This is a genomic window from Bacteroides sp. MSK.18.37, assembly GCF_019129155.2.
Taxonomy (GTDB): Bacteria; Bacteroidota; Bacteroidia; order Bacteroidales; family Bacteroidaceae; genus Bacteroides; species Bacteroides ovatus.
The window spans coordinates 4,228,783-4,254,263 of record NZ_JAHOIB020000001.1; the positions used below are offsets into that span (position 1 = coordinate 4,228,783).

Sequence of the window (25,481 nt, forward strand, 5' to 3'; positions counted from 1 at the left end):
ATATGTAGATTTGATATGTGAAAAGGATAATTAAAGGAAAATTGTAGTATATTTGTACTGTCCTTTAGGACGTTTTTATTATAAGGAAGCGTTTAGTGCTTTTTCTCAAGTGCGAATCTGGACAATTCGAGCTGTGTTGAGGAAATAAACAAAACGTTCTCCCTTTGGTTTGTATGTTGCACCTAGGTGCTGATATACAGTCAAGGGCGTGAGCTGTTTTTGCTTGTATTCAACACAGAGGTAGTCCAGAACCTGCACTTGGATATAAGTTTAGCGGTCTCGCGCTTCTTTTGTGTATACACTTCTGTTGAGACTAGGAAGGAACTAACAAATTGAAAAACATGCAAACGGTACAAGTGTTGCCAGTAATGTTACTAATGTCCGTAACAGTATCAGCAAGAGGCCTAACAGGTTTTGAACAGCTTATTGATAAACGTACGACATGAAAATAAAACTGATAGCATTATTTATAATGATGAGATCATTGGCTGCTATAGCTGACAATGATACTTATTTCTTTTCAAAAGTAGATTATCAACAAGGCTTATCCAATAGTGCAGTGCTTTGTCTTTTTCAAGATAATGTGGGGCTGATGTGGTTTGGCACGTATGATGGAGTGAACTGTTGGGATGGAAAGACGATGGAAGTGTTTCGCTCTGATTTTTCAGAAAGCAAAACGTTGAGCAATAACGTGATTCATTCCATTTCGCAGGCAGATAACAGTTGCTTATGGATTTCTACCCATTTGGGAGTAAACCGCTTCTCGCAAAAGGCGAGGCAAGTGGTAGCCAACTATGATTTTTCAGGTGATTATTATGTTCATTCTAATAATCAGGGAAACACTTGGATACTTACCGGAGACGGAATTTACTATTATAATACGCATCATCAACGTTTTATCCGGGTACAAACTTCTGTTTTACCAGTGGATAGTATGGAACGACGTGCATTTGTGACCGATGATGGGGGGCTTTGGGTATTTCCACCTAGTACGGGACAAATTCTTAATTACTCACTCAATAGGTTTGATACGGATAGTTTGTCGGTGAAATTATCTATCTCAACAAACAAGTTCCATTCGAAAGCAATTGAAGATATTTTCTATCAGAATGGTATTTTTTGTTTCGTAGATTGTGACAGAGATTTATATATGTATGATATCTCTCGTAAATCCAAGATTTATATTCGTAATCTTTCATCACTCGTTCAGAAATATGGAGTAATAACAGGGATTGTTCCCTTTTATGAAGATATTATCATTGGATTTCGTGCTAATGGATTGATTCGTTTACGTACTTCTAAAAAGTATGAAGAAGAGATCGTCAATCGTAATATCCGAATCTATGGAATTTATAGGGAACCGCGTCAAGGGTTGCTTTGGATTGCATCGGACGGGCAGGGAGCTGTGATGTACGCCAAAAAATATTCGATCGCTACCAATTTGATGTTGAATCGTATGTCACCTAATTTGAGTAGACAAGTACGTTCGATACTGACAGATGAATATGGAGGATTATGGTTTGGAACAAAGGGAGATGGGCTTTTACATTTGCCTGATTATCATGAAGCAGTAGGAAATCCTCTTGGGAGGGCTATGGTTTATTCTCCTGGAGAGAAACAGGTAATGTCATCATATATTAAATGGAATCATGAGTTTCACGTTTATAAACTGGCCCAAAGTCGCTATATGGATGGCTTCTGGATAGGGGCAGGAAATCCGGGATTATTTTATTATTCATTCAGAGATGATGCTGTGCATTCGGTAGAATATTCTTCCGGTCGACCTGTTATTGAGATACATGATATTTATGAAGAAAATGATAGTGTGTTATATGCTGTAACGGCGGTGGATGGTTTTTATAAAATGGTGCTTGAAAAGAAAGGAGGGACTATTAATGTACGTCAGCAAAAACGTTATCATTTTTTTCATGAGCAACGGGAGATTATGATGTTTTATCCCATGTTGGCGGAAGGGGATTCTATCTTATGGTTAGGTAGTCGTGAAAAAGGACTTGTTCGTTTCGATAAACGAACGGAAGAATATCAAGTCATCTCTTTGAAAGAAAAGCTGCGCAAGTCGGTAGACGATATATTAAGTTTGTACCGCACTGAAGATGGTAAAATGTATGTAGGAACAACTTCTGGTTTGGTTTGTCTTTCATTTTGTGGAAAGAAGATAGAAGCTACTTATATCGGTAGGGAGCAGGGACTTCTTAATGATATGATACATGGTATACAGGAAGATGGCAATGGCTTCCTTTGGCTGGGTACCAATCGCGGACTCATCAAATATAATCCGAAAAATGGCTCGTCGCATGATTATTATTACAGTGCCGGTGTGCAAATAGGAGAGTTTAGTGATGATGCCTATTATCAGTGTCCTTATACAGGCAGTCTTTTCTTTGGAGGAATTGATGGACTGCTTTATCTGGATCGTAAAGTGGCGGCTGCCCCTGAGTTTTATCCGGATATTGTGTTACGTCGGTTGTGGCTTGGGCGGACAGCAGTAAATTTAGGTGATTATTATACGGAAGATGGAAAAAGTCTGCAATTGGAAGGAGCGGAAACTTCTTTCTCTCTTTCTTTTACCGTACCTGATTATTTGACCGGGAAAGAAGTGGAATATTCATTCATCCTGGAAGGATATGATAACCAATGGACTTCATTCAGCAGCATCAATGAGGCTTCATATACTGATGTGCCTGCGGGTGATTATATTTTTAAAGTCCGTTATAAGAAAGACGTGTTCGATACGGAGTATAAATTCTTTTCCATTCCCATACATATTCTTCCACCGTGGTATCAGTCGCTATGGGCTTATCTCCTTTATATTTTATTAATAGTGCTCTTTGTGGTTTATTTGTTTCATTTACTTCGTAAATATATCCTTCATGAACGTATACTGAAACGGTTGCTCAATACGGAAAATAATAAAAAGGTGCTGGAAAGTAGTAGTTATAATCGTGACTTATTGGATAGTTTTACCCTCATTTACCATGCTTGCGATCAGCTACGTGCAGAAAACACCTCTTATGAACAACGTCGTAAGCAAGTGGAGTTAATACGTGAAACAGCGATGAGTGCTCTTTTCCGGCCAGAGACGCTTTATTCAGAGAAACTGAAGCATTTTTATCCTACTACCTTTGTTTTGTCTGCCCGTATGTGTATACAGGAGTTATCTATGGAAGTACTTCGCACGTTGAAGTCAGAAGGAGTAGATGTTACTTTGGTACAATCTCTGATTCCTGCGAATTTTACTTTTCCGGTCTATAAAAATGCTTTACGTTGTATTCTTTATTATTGTTATCAGTTTGTTTGTCAGAAAACATCGTCAGGCAGAATTACGGTTAGTGTGCAGGAAGAAAACGGCAAGATGTCGTTAATAATATCTGGTACGGTTGATGTGCTTAAAGAACTACAACAACAACTGACCGGAACTCCTTCCTCTGTGTTTAATAAAGAAGATATTGATCGGTTTTTCGGTATTCAGTTGATGCTTTGTTTTGTGCAATCAGCTTTAGAGCAACTTCATACAGTTGTTCGTTATGTAGAATCTGACAGTGGTCAACATAGCCTGATGCTTACTTTCGATCCCGCCACATTAATTGAAAATCAATCGAGTGAAAAGAAAACGATTCTTTTATTAGAAGATCGTGAAGAAATGGTTTGGTTGATAACAGGATTACTTTCTGAAGAATATTTGATACATTCGGTGAAAAGTGTACAGGTGGCATTTGAGGAAATTCATCGTTCGGTTCCTGCTGTTTTTTTAGTTGATATGGCTATGTATGCGGAAGAGGAAAGTACGTTTATGGAATATGTTGGAAAGAATCGCTCGGCTTTATCGAAAACAGCTTTTATTCCTTTGCTGACATGGAAAGCAAGTTCGGTTATTCAACGCGAATTGATTAAATGGTCCGATTCCTATATTGTACTACCCTATGATATTCTCTTTCTGAAAGAAGATGTTCATAAAGCTATTTATGGTAAGCGGGAAGCCAAACAAATTTATTTGGAAGATTTGGGTGAATTGGCAGGGCAAATAGTGTGTACTACAGCAGAACAGGCTGATTTTATCCGTAAACTTTTACAAGTGATTGAACAGAATCTTGAAGAGGAAGAATTGGGTTCAACATTGATAGCCGATCGTATGGCAATGAGTCCGCGCCAGTTTTATCGTAAGTTTAAGGAAATATCTCCCATTGCTCCTAGCGATCTGATTAAAAACTATCGGATGGAGAAAGCTGCGCGCCTTTTAAGAGAGGAAGATCTTTCTATTCAGGACGTTATTGCTGATGTGGGGATATCAAGTCGTTCCTATTTTTACAAAGAATTTGCTAGAAAATTCGGTATGACACCTAAGGATTATCGAGAACAGCATAAGAATCCGTAGTTTTCTTGTACTTTATATTGTGCGCTCATTATACACAATATATTGTAACACATTGTAAATGTCTTGTTTATAATGTGCTCCCATTGTACATGTTATGTGTCTTTTGACCAATGTGATTTTGCCAGCATTTTGTCATTTCAGAGGATGATTAATGAGTGAAAAAGTGTTTAATTCGCTTTGTACTTAGCCATTGAAGGATAAGTATTCAACAGAATCATTAATTAAGAAATCATGAAACAAAACTGCATTAAAACTGTAGCAATTAGTTTGCTCGTAACATTGTCTTTGTCAATTAATGCCTCTACGAGGAAGGTAAATGTCGCGCGTAGCGTTATGGTAGGAAATGGAATTGCCAAATTTGTACCTGATGGCTTTGATGCCAAGAAAGTACCTTCTTTTGCAATTGAAAAAGAACCTCGCGAACAGGGAGCGCTTTCTTCCGGGTGGGAGCTGGTTCCCGATTTTTCACTGACTGACGGTAAAGCGAATGCATCATTAATCATACCGGAAGGTACGAGTATCTACGGAGGCGGAGAAGTTACCGGATCTCTTTTAAGAAACGGAAAAACCATAAAACTGTGGAATACCGATTCCGGAGCATACGGAGTTGATAATGGAACGCGTTTGTATCAGTCACATCCATGGATGATGGGAGTCAGGAAGGATGGAACCGCCTTTGGTATTTTGTTTGATACTACTTGGAAAGCTGAATTAAGCAGTACAGATGAGAAAATAGAGTTAAGAAGTGAAGGGGAGCTTTTTCGTGTATTTATCATTGACAGAGAATCACCGCAGGCTGTTGTTCGAGGATTATCCGAACTAACCGGTACTATGCCGATGGTTCCGCGCTGGGCTTTAGGCTATCAGCAATGCCGTTTTTCTTATACGCCTGACAGTCGTGTAATAGAAATAGCCGATACGCTTCGTTACAAGCGTATTCCGTGTGATGCAATTTGGATGGACATTGATTATATGGATGGTTATCGTATATTCACATTTAACCCGCAAGGTTTTCCTGATCCAAAAGCTGTAAATCGAGACTTGCATCTGCGTGGGTTCCATTCGGTATGGATGATTGATCCGGGAGCTAAAGCTGAAACAGGTTATTCTGTCTATGATTCGGGAACAGCAAATGATGTTTGGGTAAAAACTGTAGATGGAAAAGAATATAACGGTGATGCATGGCCGGGGAAAGTGGCATGGCCGGATTTCACAGATCCTAAAGTTTGCCAGTGGTGGGGCGGACTTTATAAAGACTTTATGGCGCAAGGCGTAGATGGGGTTTGGAACGATGTGAACGAACCGCAAGTGAGTAATACACCTACCGGAACGATGCCGGAAGATAATTTGCATAGAGGTGGAAATGGAATTCCTGCCGGAACTCATTTGCAATATCATAATGTTTACGGGTTCTTAATGGTTAAGTCATCAAGAGAAGGAATGTTAGCCGCGCAACCTAAGAAACGTCCTTTTATTCTGACTCGTTCTAATTTTTTGGGAGGGCAGCGTTATGCCGCAACATGGACAGGTGACAATGGTTCCAGTCGCGAGCATATGGAGATGTCTGTACCTATGTCGTTAACATTGGGACTGTCGGGACAACCTATGAGTGGTGCTGACATTGGTGGCTTCTTGTTCCATGCAGATGCCGATTTGTTTGGGAATTGGATTGCACTGGGAGCTTTTTACCCTTTTTCTCGCGGTCATGCTTGTGCCGGAACCAACAATAAAGAGCCTTGGGCTTTTGGAAAAGAAATAGAAGAGGTTTCCCGTATTGCTTTGGAACGCAGATATATTTTGCTACCTTATTATTATACTCTTTTGCATGAGGCTTCCACAACAGGTATGCCTATCATGCGTCCGATATTCTTTGCTGATCCAAAAGATCTTTCGTTAAGAGCGGAAGAAAAAGCATTTCTGGTTGGTGATGACCTGTTGGTAATCCCTTCATTTGCTAAAAAAACGGCGCTTCCTAAAGGAATATGGGAGGATTTGTCACTAGTAGACGGGGATAAGGATGGTAAATATCAGGCAAAATTAAAGATTCGTGGTGGTTCTATCATTCCTACCGGCAAGATAATACAGAATACCACTGAAAATTCACTGGATCCTTTGATGCTTTTGGTCTGTTTGGATGAGCAAGGCAAGGCTTCCGGAAGTATGTATTGGGATGCTGGAGACGGCTGGTCATACCAAAAAGGTGATTATAGTTTACAACAGTTTACAGCAGAACGTAATGGTAACAAAGTCATGGTGAAACTGGTTGGAAAAACAGGAAAAAGAGAACTGGAGAATAAAGGGATGGCAATTGTCAAGGTGATAACTAAACAAGGTATTCGACTGGCTAGTGGTAATCTGACAGAAGGTATTGAAGTCGGATTGTAAACAGGCTACCACCTCGTTGGGAAATAATAAATGAAAAAATATATGGAAAAGATAATTGGTATATTGATAGTTCTATTTGTGGTTGGGACTACCATGCAGTCGTGTAGTGAAGATAGTAAAGAAGAGGAAAACTTTCTCCAAAAAATTGATCCGGTGGAGCAACTGGAAGTGTTGAATACAAATAGGGAGAAAGAGCTGGTTGTGAATTTTGTGAGGAAAACCTATGTGAAAGATCTCCAGATAGAAATAGCTTATCGGAGGATAGACACCGGAAAGACGCAGGAATGGAGCATTGTTTTATTAAATGGTAATGATGTCAAATACAAAAACGGAGCAAATTATTTGCTACAAGTACCTTCAGAGGGAACGTATGAGGTAGCGGTCACTTTAGTGGGAGTCAATGGTTTGCGGTCGGAGAGTAAAAGTCAGGAAGCGGCAACCTTTGAATATGCACAAATGAAAATGTTTGATTGTGCTCATACCTTGATGACAAAGGTTATAGAGTATTATTATCACAAGGGGCCTCGGACGTGTTGGCAGACATGGTATCCTAAGGCTGACGGTTATTGGGATGGAGACGCACTTGTATGGGGACAAGGTAGTGGATTGTCTGCGTTTGTGGCAATGAGAGAAGCTTCTCTTGGTACGGGGCAGGAACGGCACTATGAGTCTTTGGACAATGATATGTTCAGTGGTATTCAGGCTTTTTGGATAGCAGATCGTGGACGTACTGCATATAGTGTGTATCCGGCAGCTGGCAACGAGCGTTTTTATGATGATAATGTATGGATTGGACTTGATATGGCGGAATGGTATATTATTACTAGAGATAAACGTTATTTGACTCAGGCTGAGGCTGTGTGGAATTATTTGGCACAGTATGGGTGGGATGAAACTTGTGGTGGCGGAGTACATTGGAGAGAATTGAACGAACCTAGTAGGTCGAAGAATACTTGTTCTACAGCTCCGACAGGGGTATTGAGTTGTATTTTATATCAGTTAACTAACAAACAAATTTATTTGGATAAAGCAAAAGAGTGTTTTAACTGGTTGCAGACTTATATGTATGATCCTAGTGATCATTTGTATTATGATAACGCTTCTCCTAAAGATGATGATCCCACTCAGGTAGGTAACATAGAGAAGAATAAGTATTCTTATAATTCTGGTCAGCCTTTGCAGTTGGCTTGTCTTCTTTATAAAATAACGCAAGAGAATTCTTATTTGAATTTAGCAAAACAAATAGCGGAAGCTTGTCACAATAAGTGGTTTAAACAGTTTCATTCGGATATTTTGAAACGTGATTTTAAAGTCCTGTCGCCCGGACACGCATGGTTTAATACTATTATGTGTCGTGGATTTTTCGAACTCTACTCCATTGACAAGAACTCATTGTATTTGGAAGATATACATAGTACGATGTTACACGCCTGGTTTGGCAAAGCACATCATAATAATGGATTGATTAATAATGAGGATTTGAGTGGTTTAAGTGGAGATATTCCGACAGAAGACGGTGGCAATAAATGGCAGATTCTACATCAGGGTGCACTTGTAGAACTGTATGCTCGTTTAGCTGTATGGGAAAAAAAACAGAATTGATTTTCTCGTCGGCAGGTATTTGGAAAAATATCTGCCGGCAAGTTATATATTCTTAGGCAAGTCGTTTATTATTATAGCTAGTCTTTTTACGTCTATTAATAGTGGAGTCGGTACCTTACCCCATTTTGTTCGGGTTTGAAAAGAGAATACAGATTTGAATTAATACTTTTCTCTTGTGTTCTCTTATTGTTCTCTTATTCTGCTTAGTGGTGCTTAATGTGTTGAATATGAGGATTTTATTTTGTGCTCTTATTGTGCTTGTTGTGCGCTTCTTTGTCAACGAAATTTTGTCTTCATTTTGTCACGCCAGAGTATATGTAATAGGTGAAAAAGAACTTATTTTGCTTTCGTTAACAAGAAAAATATATGCATAGTTAAGAATACAAATGTATTTAGTAACCTTAATAAACAAGTAAAATGAATGTATTTAGAATGAAAAAACATCACGCGAAATCGTTGCGGTGGAAGATGAACACCGATTCTTTTCTTATGAAGAGTGGATTTCTATTTTCAATTTTATTATTGTCGTTTTGTGCTGCTAGCTGTTCAGATGATGATGAACAAGGAAAAGGAAGAGCTTTCTTTCAGACTTATTGGGCATTAGATGCCAATAATTCCAGTATGCCTTGTGGCGGAACTCTTTGGACTCAATATTCGGATGCACCTGTTGGGTCGGAAGTTGGAAAGTTAGTAGATAATGATTTAGACACAAAGTACGTTACTTATCATAGTAATGTGAATATAAATTGGAATGGAAACAGTAGTGTCTCAGTAAAATCCTATTCACTTACATCGGCAGCTGATTCTCCGGAAGCAGATCCGAAATCGTGGACATTATCCGGTTCTTCTGACAATCAAAAATGGGTAGTACTGGACACTCAGAAAGATCAGACTTTCGCAGAACGAAAACAGACGAAAACGTATGCTGTAGAAAATGAAGAAGAATATAGATATTATAGATTGAGCATACAAAGTAATCATGGGGCAAGTTCTACTCAACTCGCAGAGTTGTCATTGGCAGCATCTGCTTTCGTTGGAGACATTGATGATTTGATGTCGAAATCTTCCGGAAGTACGTATAGTCCGGATAATGTGATGGGTACTCAGCATGCCGAGTCGGATTTGTCCGTTACGCAGGAAAAATTGCTGTGGTTGAAAGATCCGAATAAAGAACCGGATCCTTTTGCCGGATTGAGTTGGGCTGGTTTCCAAGTCTCCAATCTTTATCCTTTTGGCGAACCTTGTCCGGCAGATGTAAACCAACATTCCATTGGTGACTGCTGTTTGTGTGCGGTGATGGGTTCTTTGTCTTACGTTTATCCGGGATTTATCAAGAATATTATTAAGAATAATGGCAACCAGACATTTACGGTGAAGCTGTACGATCCGAAAGGACAGCAGATCGAAGTCGGAGTAAGTAATCTGTTCGTGGGTACGAGTGGAAGTTTGGGCGCAAGTTCCGGCAAGAGCGGTCAGCCCACATGGTCTACAGTTCTTGAAAAGGCAGTCATCAAGTGGTTTCAAGCGTTTAGAAACACGTCGGACATTGGCGGTATCGGTTCGGAATATGCAGCAGCTATCATCACCGGTAATGGCTCCAGTTTTGCTTTTGCTCCGGAAAAATTAACTCCTGCCGAGCTGCAACGTGCCGTGTCGGTTTCACTGAAGAGAGGAAAACTGGTGGTAGGAGGATTCACTAAAAGCGATGTTCCTGTCGACGGTAAGTATAAAACTGTTTCTGCACATGCTTATACCGTGTCTTTGCCTGTGGATGATACGATGCTTTTCGTCATGCGTAATCCATGGGGTGCAGTGCCTACTATTAGTGGTGGACATGACGGGACGGGCGACGGCATGTTGTTCATCAAGGATGATAATACGGTTCCGCCGCTTATCGATCTCCGTATAATGGAACCGGGAGCAGCAGAAGAATTTGGAGTAGGAGGAAATTTATCTCCTTATACACCGCCTTCTTATACTCCGATGCCAATGCGCATCGCTCCTCATTTATTAAGAACTGGAAGGTAGTTTGATTTAATATTTGAATATACTCATATCCTGTAAAACGCAGGACTCAAAAGATCTTATTTATATGTTAAACTTAAAATTAATATTAACCTTAATTATACATTAAAGTATGAAAAATGTAATTCAAAGCATTTTGGGAACATTCTTTTTTGCTTCTCTAGCTGTCCCGGTTTGGAGTTTGCCAACTGATGGTATGGCTGCATCTTTGCGGGAAGCTTCCGTAGAGAGTACTTTGGAAGTGCAACAGCAGAAAGGAGTTCGTGTAACGGGAATGGTTACTGATAAGGATAAGAATCCATTGCCGGGAGTAACGATTGTTGTAGCTAATGTTGCAAACCCTTCGGGGGCAGTGACAGATGTTGACGGTTTGTTTCAAATAACCGTTCCGGCCAAAAATTCTACATTGGAGTTTTCTTATATTGGATTTAAGAAGAAATCTGTTTCGTTAAATGGATCGAAGTTACTCAATGTAGTTCTGGAGGAAGACGCTTCGGAGTTGGAGGAAGTTGTAATTACCGGTTATGGTAGCCAGAAGAAAGCGTCTATCATCGGTTCTATTGAGACGATTCAACCACAGCAACTGCAATTTGGTACAAGTCGTACATTAAGTAACAACTTAGCGGGTAAGTTAAGTGGTGTAATTGCTATTCAGCGTAGTGGTGAACCGGGGTATGATGATTCTAACTTCTGGATTCGTGGTATTAGTTCTTTTTCGGGCAGTAATTCTCCATTGATCTTGGTGGATGGTATTGCACGAGATCTTAATAACGTAGATGTAGCCGAGATTGAAAGTTTTTCTATTTTGAAAGATGCGTCGGCTAGTGCCATGTATGGTGTACGTGGTGCTAATGGTGTAATCGTCATCACAACGAAACACGGTCAAATTGGTGCACCCCAGGTAAGAGTACACGTAGAACATTCTATTAATCAACCTACCAAATTCCCAGATTTTTTGGATGCACCGGATTATATGACGTTACTCAACCAACTGGCTGCACAGGATGGAGCGATATTACCTTTTGATCAAACGCGTATTGATCGTACCCGTAGCGGATATGATCCCGATCTTTATCCGAACGTAAACTGGATTGATGCAATTACAAAAGATTATGCTTACACAACCAAAGGTAATTTGGAGGTAAGTGGTGGTTCTGATTTCTTGCGTTACTGTATCGTAGCTTCATATTTTAATGAGTCGGGTATTCTGCAACAAGATAAAACATTGCCGGTAGATAATTCTACGGACAATAATCAGTTCAATATGCGTTCGAATATTGATATGAACGTAACCAAAACTACCTTGATGCGTGTAAATATTGGTGGTTTTCTGAATCGTTTCAGGAAACAACGTTGCAGCACAGACCAAGCTTTTTCCGAAGCTTTCGAGACTTTACCTTTTGTGCACCCGGCACGTTATAGCGACGGTTCCATTCCTCGTGAAATGAATAGAGCTAACCCGTGGAGGACTGCGACGCAGGGAGGGTATGACTTCACTACCTCGTCCAAGATTCAGACTTTATTTTCTGTAGAACAAGACTTGAGACAGATTACGCCGGGATTGAAAGCTAAAGGTATCTTCAGTTTCGACCGTTGGAACAGTAGCAGGAGGTCGCGTACCAGCAATACTCCTACCGTACATCCGGCGACAGGGCGTGATGCAGAAGGTAATTTGGTGTATACGTCGTATGATGTGGGCGATGAATCAATGGGTAGTGAAACCGGCACTGAATATGGTAATACCAATGTTTATTTTGAGTTTAACTTGAATTATAGCCGTAAGTTCGGAAAGAACGATATTGATGCTTTGCTTCTTTATAATCAACAGGCTTATGACGACGGTTCTATTCAGGATTATCGTAAACAAGGGTTTGCAGGACGTTTGTCTTATACATACGATAGCCGTTATGTAGCTGAATTCAACTTCGGTTATAATGGTTCGGAAAATTTCGCCAAAGGTCATCGTTTCGGTTTCTTTCCTTCCGTAGCATTAGGTTGGTTGATGAGTGAAGAACCGTGGATGGAGCCTTTGAAAAACACTTTTGATAAGATTAAATTCCGTGCTAGTATGGGACAAGCAGGTAACGATAATATTGGTGGTCGTCGTTTTGCTTATTTGACTACACTAAAAACAGATGCCAGCGGATATACTTGGGGGACTACAGGACAAAAGAACTACGATAAAGGTATTACAGAAGGCGAGATTGGTGTGACAAATCTGACTTGGGAAACAGCTACTAAATCAAATCTTGGTCTGGAAGTTGGTTTGTGGAACGCGTTGGATATTACAGTAGATGTTTTCCGTGAAAAACGTAAGAATATCTTTATGCAACGTCGTATTATTCCTACACAAACAGGTTTTATCACAAATCCTTGGGCTAACTATGGAAAAGTAACGAATGGCGGTATGGAGGTTTCGATTAATTTGCACAAGCAACTTAATAAAGACTGGTTTACATCTTTCTATGGGAATTTTACTTTTGCCAAGAATCGTGTAGACGAGTATGACGAGGCTCCTTCTAAAATTGGTACTTATCGCGGACAGACAGGGCGCTCTATGAATGAACTTTGGGGGCTTACCGCTGAACGTTTGTTCACTGCAGACGATTTTGAGTCTGATGGTTCATTGAAATTCGGTATTCCAAAACAAGAGGTGGGTGCTGACAAACTTTATCCGGGTGACATTAAATATGTTGATATGAATGGAGACGGTAAAATTACTGAAGAAGACGAAGGTTATATTGGCGGAACGGAAGATCCGCGTATCGTTTACGGTTTTGGCGGTGTTATAGCTTATAAGAACATAGATTTTAATTTCTTCTTTCAAGGTACTGCCGACGCTCATCGTGTGATTGGTAATTCAACCATCTTCTTGCCAGGTAGTGGTACAACTGTGCAGGGGAATGCTTATTCTGAAAATCTGGATGATCGTTGGACGGATGATAATCAAGATCCGTATGCTTTTTGGCCTCGCCTTACATATGGTCCTAACAAGAACAACTATCGTGCTTCTACTTGGTGGAAGAAGGATATGAGTTTCTTACGTTTGAAAACTGTAGAAATCGGATATACTTTCCCGAAGAAATGGATGGAAAAAATTTACTCTAAGGGGGCGCGCGTATTTGTCAGCGGTAACAACCTCTTATGTTTCTCTCCTTTCAAATTGTGGGATCCGGAACTTGGTACTAATAATGGTTTGAAATATCCGATGAACCGTTCTATTTTGTTTGGTATTGATATTAATTTCTAAACTAAACCTCAAAAACAATTTTATGAGACATCTCAATTTTTCAAAATATATGGTAGCGGGTCTTATGGCGGCTTCGCTGCTTACGACAAATACTTCGTGTGCAGATTATCTTGATAAAGAACCTGACACGGAACTGGACATCGAAATGGTGTTTTCCAATAGAGATAAGGTGTATCAATGGTTGGCTTTTGTGTACAACACAATTCATGAGCCTGATAAATGGCGTATCTGGAAAGATGGTTACGAAGTGTTTGCTGATGACCTGACTCCTTCAAAGCGCTGGGAGCAATGGGATGGTAAAACCACCATTCCTAAAATCTTTGGTGAATGGACTGTCAATTCGACATGGGATGGCGATTTTTGGCGTATGATGCCGCAATATATCCGTCACGGATATATTTTTCAACAACGTGCCTATGCTTTGCCGGATAGTGATTTGCCACAGAGTGAAATAGATAATATGAAGATGGAAGTTAAGTTCCTAACTGCTTATGCTTGGTGGCAGTTGGCTGAAAACTATGGTGCTATTCCTTTTAAACCGGATTATATCACCCCTAGTGATTTCACCTTGTCTGATTTGATGATTGGACAAAGTCCTTTTGATGAAGTAGTAGATTATTGTGATCAACAAATGTTGGAGGCCGCAAATGCACTGCCTGCTATCTACGATGATCCTTCTAAATATGGTCGTATCAATAAGATTATGGCACTGACTGTTCGTTCTCGTATGTTATTGTTTGCTGCTAGCCCTCTGGTTAATGGTAATGAATGGTACAAAGATTATCGTAATAAAGCGGGGGAACTGGTATTCAATCCGACTTACGATCCCAACAAATGGGTAAAAGCAGCCGAGGCTTGCAAGCTTTGTATTGATGAAGCGGAAAAAGCAGGATACAAACTGTATGTTGAAACAGGTCCTACCGGTGAGAACGATCCATTCATGTCTACCTATAATGTCCATATCAAGAAATGGAGTGAAGGAAACCGAGAAATTACTTTCCCGGTAACAAAAGGAAACGGTTACTTTGATTTTTTCCTTTATGGAGCTTCCACACGTGAATTCAGTGGCGGTGGTGGTCAAGGAGTCTATCAAGGATTGGTTGATGCATTTTTCACAAGAAGGGGATTACCTATTCTTGAGGATGAATCTTATTCAGAAAAGGGATTCTCGGAAAATGTAGATAAACGTAATACTAGCTGGTCTTATGGTACCGGTAAAGAGGGAGAAATAACTGCTGCCGGAATCTATAAGATGTATTGCAACCGCGAACCTCGTTTTTATAATGCTGTTTCTTTCCATGGATCTTGGCAAGAATGTGCGAAGCGTCCGTATGACTTCTTCTACAACGGAAAAGACAATATTCGTACCAGCTCGCCTCATGATGCTCCTCAAAATGGTTATTTGGTTCGTAAGAGTCTTTGTATGACCGATAACAAAAAAACAGGTGTATATACTAGTCGTCAAGGTTTCACTTATCGGTTGGCTTTCACTTATTTGGATTATGCCGAAGCTAATAATGAGGCCTATGATACAAGTGCTGCCCGTGAATTGTGCTTAAAATATTTAAATAAGGTAAGAGAACGGGCAGGTGTGCGTCAGTACACATTTGACGCTGTCTCTGACTTGGATGAGAATTTTATACATATAGAGAACACGCAAGCAGCTGTGCGTAAAGTTGTCAAAGCTGAACGTCGTGTAGAACTTTGTTTGGAGAACAATCGCTGGTACGATCTTCGTCGTTGGAAAGATGTGGAAAATACACCGGAAATGATTGGTGATGATTATGGTATGAATTCAGAGGGAACTACCAATGAGACTTTCTTCAAACGTACCGTTTATCAGACTCGTGTATGGAAAAGATGTTACTATTGGATGCCAGTCTTTATTGATGAATATGAGAAGAACCCGAATTTGGTGCAAACTCCGTTCTGGCTCGAATAGTGAATAACAATCAATTATTTAATGAAGTAAAAAATTATGAAGAAGATATTCTATCAAATAATGGGGTTGTGCAGCATATTAGGAGTGGCGACAGCCTGTAATGAAGATCCAGAGTACTTCACGCTGGACGAACAGCCTGACGAGATGCATATTGTAGCTTCTACCGATAAGCTGGTGTTGGATAAAGGAAAGGAAGACGAAACTGCGATAACCTTTACTTGGGATGCCGCTAGTAGTCCGGTCAATGAGACTGACTTAGTGACCTACTCGTTACGTTTGTATGCTACGGCAAATAAAAGTGCAAATAATACCGATTTTTATGAATTGGATACTGATCGGAAAAAGAGTTTCACGCATGATGAACTTAATGCTATTATTGGTACTTGGGTGTTGCCGGGGCAAGAGGTTAAAGTTACTGCACAAGTCGTTTGTACCGTTCATAATGCGGACAAATACATAAAGCCGGAATCGTCCACGGTAGAATTTACTGTGTCGGGTTATGAGAAGTATCCTACTTATATTTACATTCACATGACAGATAATGAGGGTAAAGTCTCAACTCAACGGCTAGGACAACGCAACATGGGAACCGGTATTTATGAGGGTACATTTGATGTGACTCCTTGTGCGTATCATTTTATTACAGTAGCAGGTGGAGATTATCCTGCCTACGGTAATAGTGGAGATGGTCTTCATATGGTCTATTTGAATGAGGGTGAAATTACAGAATTTACTAATACAGAAACAGGACGTCGCACTTTCATTGTGGACACTAATAACGATTATAATGATTGCCGTATGATGGAAATTTTAGAACTACCTGTTCCTGAAACAATGTATATGGTAGGTAATGGTTGTTCTGTTGGTTGGACTCTTAATAGTGGTGATGGTCTTTTCAAAATAGAGAATGCTCGTAATCCACACCTGTATTCTTGGACAGGTGAGTTCAATGCTGGCGGTGAAATAAAAATCAGTCTTGGAGGTTCAAGTTGGGGTGAAGATCCGTTCTTCTTTGCTCCGGAGGCCGCTACCGATCCGTTAACAAATCATGACTTGACAAAGTATCGTCTGGAAAAAGATGGCGGTGACCTCAAGTGGGTTCCTACTGTAAGTGGTCGTTACAAGTTTACTTTCTGTTTGGATGTGAAAGATATGCATACAGAGTTTGTTCCTGCAAACTAATAAAAGAATGGAAGCCGGAAGAATTCCGGCTTCAAAACTTGAATACTATAAATCTTGATTACAATGAAACATTTATATCGTTTGGTAGTATCTTTACTACTATTTGTGGGCTTTCAGTCTTGCGTTGACGAAGATGGGGCCGGTGTTCCTTCACCTAAAAGTTTAATTATAGAGGCCGATGAGTATACGTTGGACATGACAGATCTTACCACTCCTCAATTTATAGCTTTCCGTTGGGTAGATGTAGGTAATGCCACTTATACGGTAGCATTTACTAAAGCCAGTGATTCTGATACAGAGAATATTGTCACAGAAGTCTTGAACAACGAGGTGACAGTTGAAGAAGAACTTAATGTGTTGAGTATGACCATAAGTAAAGTTCAATTAAAAGACTACTTGACAAAAGCTGGCTTTACACAAACAGGTACCTATGATGTTGTTATTAGCATCACTGCAACTCCTATTGATCTGTCTATTTCTACTGCTTTAGCCGAAGAAGGCAGTGTGAAAACGGCTGTCATTCATGTTACCAGAGATTGATTCTGTGTAAATTCAAACATCTCTTCTTTCTTTTTTTGTATTTTTGCATGAAAAGTGGAAGAGATGCCTTAATATTCTAAACCAAACCAATTATTCATTATTCAAAATTCAAGCAGATGAAGAACTTTTACTTGTTCTTTTTGATAACTTTCTTTTCAATTTCCTTGGGTGCACAAGAAAAATCGAATAACGTTGCCTATGAGGATACGAATGTACGTTTTACAGTCATTTCTGACGGTACAATTCGTATGGAGTATGCTCCTGATGGTAAATTCATTAATCAACACTCTTTCTTGGCTGTAGAACGTAATTATCCGGCAGTTAAATTCAAACTAAAGAAAGGTGCATGGATTGAGCTTTCTACCTCTAAAATGAAACTGCGTTATAAAAAAAATAGTGGTGCTTTCACTGCCGAGAATCTTCAGATTTCTTCGATGAAAGGGTTGACACCTGCTTTCGTTTGGAAGCCAGGTATGAAGCAACAGTATAATCTGAAAGGCACGACTCGTACACTTGACGGATGGGACGGGGATAAGTGTTGGGGGCACAAAGCGGATTTGGAAGATGGGCTTCTTGCTAAAGACGGGTGGACTTGCTTAGATGACTCCAACAATTTTCTTTTCGATGGTGATGCGGATAACTGGAATTGGGTGAAGACTCGTGAACATGTTGAGGGGGCTCAAGACTGGTATTTTATGGCTTATGGACATGATTATAAAGCTGCATTGAAAGACTATACTCTTTTTGCCGGCCGTATGCCTCTTCCTCCCCGTTATGCTTTCGGTTATTGGTGGAGTCGTTATTGGATGTATAGTGATCATGAATTGCGAGAATTATGCAAGAATTTTGAAAACTATAATATTCCTTTGGATGTGCTTGTAATAGATATGGACTGGCATTATACAGATAAGGGACGGGGGAGTTGGACCGGATGGACATGGAACAAAGAGTTGTTTCCTGATTATCGTAAACTCCTTAAAGATTTGAAAGCTGACAATGGACTACGTGTTACCCTTAACCTGCATCCTGCAGAAGGAGTCCGTAGTTACGAAGAACAATATGAAGCTGTGGCGCGTGATAATGGAGTGGATCCGGCTACTAAACAGGAAATACCTTGGATATCTTCAAAAAAGAGTTTCATAAAAAGTATGTTCAAGAATGTTCTAATGCCTATGAACAATGCCGGAATAGATTTTTGGTGGCTGGATTGGCAGCAGGAACCATTTGATAAAGAAGTGAAAAATCTAAGTAATACTTGGTGGCTGAATTATATATTTTTCTCCCAAATGGAGCGTGAACGTCAGACGCGTCCATTGATTTATCATCGTTGGGGAGGACTTGGAAATCATCGTTATCAGGTGGGCTTTTCGGGTGATACATTTATTTCCTGGGCTAGTCTCGATTACCAGACTTACTTCAACTCTACTGCCAGTAATGTACTTTATGGTTATTGGAGTCATGATATAGGAGGTCACCAGGGTGTAGACCATATTGATCCGGAATTGTATGTTCGTTGGATGCAATTTGGCGCTTTTAGTCCTATTTTACGTTCACATAGTACGAAGATTGCTGGTTTGACAAAAGAGCCTTGGGTATTTAGTAATGAGGTATCTGATATTTTGCGTGGCATCATTCGCCAGCGTTATAATATGGTACCTTATATTTACACAATGGCTCGTGAGGCTTATGAAACAGGACTGTCACTCTGTCGCCCAATGTATTATGATTATCCGGAAACGCAAGAAGCTTATGATTACCGCAATCAATATATGTTTGGTAATGATGTAATGGTAGCTCCTGCAACTTCACCTATGAAGGATGGTTATACCGAAGTGAAAGTATGGCTTCCGGAGGGACAATGGTATGAATTTGCTTCCGGAAAGACGTTGCAAGGGGGACAAGTATTGACTCGTTATTTCGCTCTTGACGAATACCCCATTTATATTAAAGCAGGTGCGGTACTGCCGATGTACAACGATAAAGTGATGAATCTGAACGGTAAGGATGAAACGATTGTTTTGAATGTTATTCCGGGTAAGACTTCTTCTGAATTTACATTGTACGAGGACAATGGCGATGATAAAAATTATCAGAAGGAATTTGCTACGACTGCTATTCACTCTGAAAAGACGGGCTCAAAACTGACGCTAACTATTAGTCCGCGTAAAGGTTCTTATAAGGAAATGCCTGCACAACGTTCTTATCAGGTAAAGGTTCTTGCTTCGGCTATACCTGAAAGTGTGACAGTAGACGGACAGAAACAAGATTTCGTTTACCTGAATGAAGAATTCGCTCTGTTGGTAGATATTCCGCAGAAAGATTGTAATAGAGAAAAAGTGGTTGCAATTGAATATCCTGTTTCCGAAGTCAATTTGGATGGATTATTTGGTGCTGCCAAACGTGTAGCTAAGGCGATGGAGAAATTGAAATATCGTAATTCTTATATTGTTTTTCAACCGGACTTTTGCAAATTGGGCAGCATCAAGGAGGCTATACGTTACACACCAGAGAATTTGGATGATTTGTCTGCTGAGTTTTGGAAGAGTTATAAAAACTTGCCTGCCCTGTTGAAAGATGTTCAAAAACTAAATGAGGATGAGGTGAAATGGTTCTTACAGTTGATTAAATATGAACAATAAATAGATTTCTTTTCGTGCTCGCTTATGAATATCACCGAATAAAGTAATATATAATATTATACTTAATTCACAAACCATGAATAAAAAGAAACTCTTGTCTCTCGGAGGTGCCCTGTTATTGGGCACTTATTTCCTTTTCGCGCAGAAACAACCTGTCGACTACGTGAATCCTTTGATGGGAACCGACTCTAAAATCTCGTTATCCAATGGGAATACATATCCTGCTATCGCATTGCCGTGGGGGATGAATTTCTGGATGCCGCAGACTGGCAAAATGGGTGATGGCTGGGCATATACTTACGCTTCGGATAAAATCCGTGGCTTCAAGCAAACCCACCAGCCTAGTCCCTGGATCAATGACTACGGACAGTTTTCAATCATGCCAATGACGGGACGATTGAGAATTGATCAGGAGCAGCGTGCCTGCTGGTTCTCGCATAAGGCAGAGAAGGCAACTCCTTATTATTATAGTGTTTATTTGTCAGAATATAATCTGACAACGGAAATTGCTCCGACAGAACGTTGTGCTTATTTCCGGTTCACTTTTCCCGAAACGAAAGATGCGTATATCGTGATAGATGCTTTTGATCGCGGTTCGTATGTGAAGGTGATCCCCGAAGAAAACAAAATCGTGGGATATACGACACGCAACAGCGGCGGCGTTCCACGGAACTTTAAGAACTATTTCGTGATAGAGTTCGACAAACCTTTCACGTTCAATAAAGTCTGGGCAGACTATCATACGGTAGAAAAACATCTGGAGTTGCAGTCCAATCATGTGGGAGCAGCTATCGGTTTTTCCACGAAGAAAGGCGAACAGGTGCATGCCAAGGTCGCTTCCTCGTTCATCAGCCCCGAACAGGCAGAACTGAACTTGAAGGAAATCGGCAAGAAAACCTTCGAGCAGACGAAGGAAGCAGGGCGTAAGGCTTGGAACGACGTGCTGGGACGCATCAAGATAGAAGACAATGATGAAAACCGTATGCGTACATTCTACTCCTGTCTGTATCGTTCCGTGCTTTTCCCCCGTATGTTCTATGAAGTAAATGCGCAGGGCGAAACAGTTCATTACAGTCCTTACAACGGCGAAGTCCGTCCGGGCTATATGTTTACCGATACCGGATTCTGGGATACCTTCCGTTGCCTGTTTCCGTTTGTGAACCTTGTATATCCTTCCATGGGAGAAAAAATGCAGGAAGGTTTGTTGAATACTTATCAGGAAAGCGGCTTTTTTCCCGAATGGGCTAGTCCGGGACACAGAGGGTGTATGGTTGGCAACAACTCTGCTTCAGTAGTGGCGGATGCCTTTATGAAGAATGTAACCAAAGCGGATGCAGAAAAAATGTACGAAGGCTTACTGAAAGGTGCCAACAGTGTACATCCGCGAGTTTCCACTACCGGACGTCGTGGATATGAATATTATAATAAAATGGGTTACGTACCATACGATGTAAAGATCAATGAGAGTGCTGCACGTACGCTGGAATATGCTTATGATGACTGGTGTATCTATCGTATGGGCGAGAAACTGGGACGTCCTGCCGAGGAACTGGAAGTTTATAAAAAAAGAAGTCAGAACTATCGCAACCTGTTTGACCCGGAAACGAAACTGATGCGTGGAAAGAATGCCGACGGTACGTTCCAGTCTCCTTTCAATCCGTTTAAATGGGGAGATGCCTTTACCGAAGGAAATAGCTGGCACTATACCTGGTCGGTGTTCCATGACGTACAAGGACTGGTCGACCTGATGGGCGGTAAGAAGATGTTTGTCAGTATGCTCGATTCCGTATTCAGCCTTCCACCGGTATTCGACGACAGTTACTACGGTGGAGTCATTCATGAAATCCGCGAAATGGAAATTGCCAATATGGGGAATTACGCGCATGGTAATCAACCTATCCAACACATGATTTACCTGTATAATTATGCCGGCGAACCCTGGAAAGCACAATACTGGTTGCGTGAGGTGATGACCCGCCTGTACTTTGCTACCCCGGATGGCTATTGTGGTGATGAGGATAACGGACAGACCTCCGCCTGGTATGTCTTTACGGCCTTAGGCTTCTATCCGGTATGTCCGGGCAGCAATGAATATGTGCTGGGAGCTCCCTATTTCAAAAAGACAACTATTACATTGGAAAACGGGAAGAAGCTGGAAATCTCTGCTCCCAAGAACAGTGATGAAAACCGTTATATCCGTTCATTGAACTATAATGGCAAGAACTATACGAAGAACTATTTGAACCATTTTGATTTATTAAAGGGCGGGCGACTGCTATTTAATATGGATAATAAACCCAATATGGGAAGAGGTGTGAATGAATCAGATTATCCGTATTCTTTCTCTCGCGACTAAAACTAACTGGATATGGGTATAAAGAAGAGATTAGGGATAATGGCTATGGCGGCGGTTACAGTATCGTCCGCCATGGCTCAACAACCAGTGGATTATGTGAATCCGATAATTGGTACTAATGGTATGGGGCATACCTTTCCCGGTGCTTGCACACCTTTCGGATGGGTACAGTTGAGCCCGGATACAGACACAATTCCACATAACGTAAACGGAGCCTATCAGAAGAACGCCTATGAGTATTGCGCCGGTTATCAATATCGTGATAAGACAATTGTGGGTTTTAGCCATACACACCTTAGCGGAACCGGACATTCGGACCTGGGCGATATTTTACTGATGCCTGCCGTAGGTGAACTGAAACTGAATCCCGGCAGGGCGGATTACCCGGACGAAGGATACCGTTCCCGTTTCAGCCATGCCACGGAAAAAGCTGCTCCCGGATATTATGAAGTGATGCTGGATGATTATGGCATTAAGGCGCAGTTGACTGCAACGCAACGTGTGGGTATACATAAATATACCTTCCCGAAAGGAAAAGACGGTCATCTGATTCTGGACTTGGTACATGGTATCTATAATTATGACGGTAAGGTACTATGGGCAAACCTGCGGGTTGAAAATGATACCTTGCTTACGGGCTATCGCATAACAAACGGATGGGCAAGAACCAACTATACTTATTTTGCAATTTCTCTTTCACAACCTATAAGGGAATATGGGTATAAGGACAAAGAAAAAGTGCGTTATAATGGCTTCTGGCGTCGTTTCAATATGGAAAAGAATTTTCCGGAGATTACAGGACGCAAGATTGTGGCTTACTTCAACTTTGATACAGTCAAAGAATCCGAACTGGTCGTAAAGGTGGCATTGTCGGCTGTCAGTACCGAGGGAGCTATCAAGAATCTACATGCCGAAGCTTCCAGAAAAAGCTTTGAAGAACTGGCAGAAGCCGCCCGAACGGACTGGAACAATGAACTCGATCATTTTGAGGCGGAAGGAACTGCAGACCAGAAAGCAATGCTCTACACTTCGCTTTATCATACGATGATTAATCCATCGGTCTATATGGACGTAGACGGATCTTATCGTGGCTTGGATCACAATATCCATCAGGCAAAAGGCTTCACCAACTACACGATATTTTCACTCTGGGATACCTACCGTGCGGAACATCCGTTCCTGAATCTAGTGAAGCCGGAACGTAGTGTGGACATGGTGGAGTCAATGATTAAGCATGAACAGCAAAGTGTGCACAGGATGTTGCCTGTCTGGAGTCTGATGGGTAATGAGAACTGGTGTATGAGTGGCTACCATGCCGTATCGGTGTTGGCGGATGCCATAACTAAAGGAATTTTTTCCAATGTAGACGAGGCTTTGGACGCAATGGTCAGTACTTCTACTGTACCTTATTACGAAGGAGTGGCGGACTATATGAAACTGGGCTATATCCCGTTGGACAAAAGCGGTACGGCAGCTTCCTCCACGTTGGAATATGCGTATGATGACTGGACCATCTATCAGACTGCCTTAAAATCCGGAAAGAAAGAGATTGCCGAAACGTATCGGAAGCGTGCTTTGAACTACCGTAATATCTATGACACGACGATTGGTTTTGCCCGTCCCCGATTTAGTGGCGGTTCATTCAAGAAGGACTTTGATGTGTTGCAGACCTATGGTGAGGGGTTCATTGAGGGAAATTCCTGGAACTTCTCTTTCCATGTGCCCCATGACGTATTTGGCATGATGGACCTGATGGGAGGGGAGAGAGTGTTTGTAGACAAACTGGATAAGCTGTTCTCCATGCATCTGCCGGAAAAGTATTATGAGCACAACGAAGATATAACGGAAGAATGCCTGGTTGGCGGATATGTGCATGGCAATGAACCCAGCCATCATATTCCTTATCTCTATGCATGGACCTCTGAACCTTGGAAAACACAGTACTGGTTGCGTGAAATCCTGAATAAGATGTATCGTAATGACATCAACGGACTGGGTGGCAATGACGACTGCGGACAGATGTCTGCTTGGTATCTTTTCTCCGTAATGGGTTTCTATCCGGTTTGTCCCGGAACAGACGAGTATGTACTGGGAGCCCCGTATTTGCCTTATCTGAAGTTGAAACTTCCCAATGGCAATACATTGGAGATCAAAGCACCGGACGTCAGTGACAAGAAGCGTTATGTTCAGTCTCTGAAACTGAACGGGAAAGTATATGATAAGATGTACATTACACACGAGGATATATTAAAAGGTGGAGTATTGGAGTTTAAGATGTCCGCATCGCCCAACAAACGTCGTGGTCTGGCGAAAGGAGACAAACCTTACTCGTTAACCGATGGAATCAATAAATAATAAAATAAAGATATGAAAAAGAGAAACTTGATCTATGTTACCTGTATGCTAATCGCTATGGGAGCTTGTTCTGCAACTTCAAAGAATCAGGCTGAAGTTGTGACTGACACATGGGGAAAATATAATGTGGGCACTATCCTGTTTGAAGATAAAGCACCGGAAACGAAAGGTTCTGATGTCTATCACCGGATTATCCCCGATGCGGAATCGTATATCAAGGCCCAGGCACGTGAGGTATTGGCTACCCTTTATAATTCTCCGGATGATAGTATTCCGACAGTGAACAAGATACATTATACGTTGGAAGATATTGAAGGCGTTTCTGCTAAAGGTGGTGGTAATGGTGATGTCACAATCTTCTATAGCACGCGGCATATTGAGAAATCATTTGCGAAGAATGATACGGCAAAGCTGTTTTTCGAAACGCGCGGAGTATTGCTGCACGAACTGACACATGCCTATCAGCTGGAACCGCAAGGAATTGGTTCTTATGGGACTAACCGTGTTTTCTGGGCATTTATTGAAGGCATGGCCGATGCTGTACGTGTGGCAAACGGTGGTTTCGATGGTCCTAATGCCCGTCCAAAAGGTGGGAACTATATGGACGGTTATCGTACGGCCGGTTATTTCTTTGTCTGGCTGCGTGATAACAAAGACCCTGAATTCTTGCGTAAGTTCAATCGCAGTACGTTGGAGGTGGTGCCTTGGTCGTTTGATGGTGCTATCAAACATATTTTAGGGAATGAATATAATATTGATGAACTGTGGCACGAATATCAAGTTGCGGTAGGAGATGTACAAGCACAATAAGA

The 25,481-nt window shown here is 41.1% G+C and carries 12 protein-coding genes; all 12 read left to right on the forward strand.

Going from position 1 to position 25,481, the window contains the following annotated elements:
* The first annotated feature begins 442 nt into the window (after nucleotides 1-442).
* The gene (locus tag KSX81_RS16360) at nucleotides 443-4,393 is read left to right on the forward strand and encodes a helix-turn-helix domain-containing protein (protein WP_118023839.1); all 3,951 of its coding nucleotides are present in this window, start codon (nucleotides 443-445) and stop codon (nucleotides 4,391-4,393) included.
* Nucleotides 4,394-4,624: 231 nt separating this feature from the next.
* A complete protein-coding gene (locus tag KSX81_RS16365) occupies nucleotides 4,625-6,778 on the forward strand; it encodes a TIM-barrel domain-containing protein (protein ID WP_074557423.1) in 2,154 nt (717 codons plus the stop codon).
* A 42-nt stretch (nucleotides 6,779-6,820) separates the two neighbouring features.
* Nucleotides 6,821-8,380, forward strand: a complete 1,560-nt coding sequence (locus KSX81_RS16370; protein ID WP_004324754.1) for a glycoside hydrolase family 76 protein — start codon at nucleotides 6,821-6,823, stop codon at nucleotides 8,378-8,380.
* Nucleotides 8,381-8,812: 432 nt separating this feature from the next.
* Nucleotides 8,813-10,408, forward strand: a complete 1,596-nt coding sequence (locus KSX81_RS16375) for a C2 family cysteine protease (RefSeq protein WP_224440820.1) — start codon at nucleotides 8,813-8,815, stop codon at nucleotides 10,406-10,408.
* A gap of 109 nt (nucleotides 10,409-10,517) precedes the next feature.
* Entirely contained in the window at nucleotides 10,518-13,655 is a 3,138-nt protein-coding gene (locus KSX81_RS16380) for a SusC/RagA family TonB-linked outer membrane protein (protein WP_004297318.1), read from the forward strand.
* Between the two features lie 22 nt (nucleotides 13,656-13,677).
* Nucleotides 13,678-15,597, forward strand: a complete 1,920-nt coding sequence (locus KSX81_RS16385) for a RagB/SusD family nutrient uptake outer membrane protein (RefSeq protein ID WP_004323617.1) — start codon at nucleotides 13,678-13,680, stop codon at nucleotides 15,595-15,597.
* Nucleotides 15,598-15,633: 36 nt separating this feature from the next.
* On the forward strand, nucleotides 15,634-16,779 hold the full coding sequence (locus KSX81_RS16390) for a SusE domain-containing protein (protein ID WP_004297320.1): 1,146 nt from the start codon (nucleotides 15,634-15,636) through the stop codon (nucleotides 16,777-16,779).
* An 81-nt stretch (nucleotides 16,780-16,860) separates the two neighbouring features.
* Complete coding sequence (locus KSX81_RS16395; protein ID WP_230595735.1) at nucleotides 16,861-17,319, forward strand: hypothetical protein; 459 nt, start codon at nucleotides 16,861-16,863, stop codon at nucleotides 17,317-17,319.
* 116 nt (nucleotides 17,320-17,435) lie between these two features.
* Nucleotides 17,436-19,958, forward strand: a complete 2,523-nt coding sequence (locus tag KSX81_RS16400; RefSeq protein WP_004297323.1) for a glycoside hydrolase family 31 protein — start codon at nucleotides 17,436-17,438, stop codon at nucleotides 19,956-19,958.
* Nucleotides 19,959-20,034: 76 nt separating this feature from the next.
* Nucleotides 20,035-22,314: a GH92 family glycosyl hydrolase gene (locus tag KSX81_RS16405; protein ID WP_004297324.1), complete on the forward strand. Its 2,280-nt coding sequence runs from the start codon at nucleotides 20,035-20,037 to the stop codon at nucleotides 22,312-22,314.
* Nucleotides 22,315-22,326: 12 nt separating this feature from the next.
* On the forward strand, nucleotides 22,327-24,669 hold the full coding sequence (locus KSX81_RS16410; RefSeq protein WP_004323618.1) for a GH92 family glycosyl hydrolase: 2,343 nt from the start codon (nucleotides 22,327-22,329) through the stop codon (nucleotides 24,667-24,669).
* A 12-nt stretch (nucleotides 24,670-24,681) separates the two neighbouring features.
* On the forward strand, nucleotides 24,682-25,479 hold the full coding sequence (locus tag KSX81_RS16415) for a basic secretory family protein (RefSeq protein ID WP_004323619.1): 798 nt from the start codon (nucleotides 24,682-24,684) through the stop codon (nucleotides 25,477-25,479).
* Nucleotides 25,480-25,481: the final 2 nt, after the last annotated feature.

Coding starts and splice junctions, on each gene's coding strand:
- KSX81_RS16380 (WP_004297318.1), top strand. CDS start 10,518: ATGAAAAATGTAATTCAAAGCATTTTGGGAACATTCTTTTTTGCTTCT.
- KSX81_RS16390 (WP_004297320.1), top strand. CDS start 15,634: ATGAAGAAGATATTCTATCAAATAATGGGGTTGTGCAGCATATTAGGA.
- KSX81_RS16415 (WP_004323619.1), top strand. CDS start 24,682: ATGAAAAAGAGAAACTTGATCTATGTTACCTGTATGCTAATCGCTATG.
- KSX81_RS16375 (WP_224440820.1), top strand. CDS start 8,813: ATGAAAAAACATCACGCGAAATCGTTGCGGTGGAAGATGAACACCGAT.
- KSX81_RS16405 (WP_004297324.1), top strand. CDS start 20,035: ATGAATAAAAAGAAACTCTTGTCTCTCGGAGGTGCCCTGTTATTGGGC.
- KSX81_RS16410 (WP_004323618.1), top strand. CDS start 22,327: ATGGGTATAAAGAAGAGATTAGGGATAATGGCTATGGCGGCGGTTACA.
- KSX81_RS16400 (WP_004297323.1), top strand. CDS start 17,436: ATGAAGAACTTTTACTTGTTCTTTTTGATAACTTTCTTTTCAATTTCC.
- KSX81_RS16365 (WP_074557423.1), top strand. CDS start 4,625: ATGAAACAAAACTGCATTAAAACTGTAGCAATTAGTTTGCTCGTAACA.
- KSX81_RS16385 (WP_004323617.1), top strand. CDS start 13,678: ATGAGACATCTCAATTTTTCAAAATATATGGTAGCGGGTCTTATGGCG.
- KSX81_RS16360 (WP_118023839.1), top strand. CDS start 443: ATGAAAATAAAACTGATAGCATTATTTATAATGATGAGATCATTGGCT.
- KSX81_RS16370 (WP_004324754.1), top strand. CDS start 6,821: ATGGAAAAGATAATTGGTATATTGATAGTTCTATTTGTGGTTGGGACT.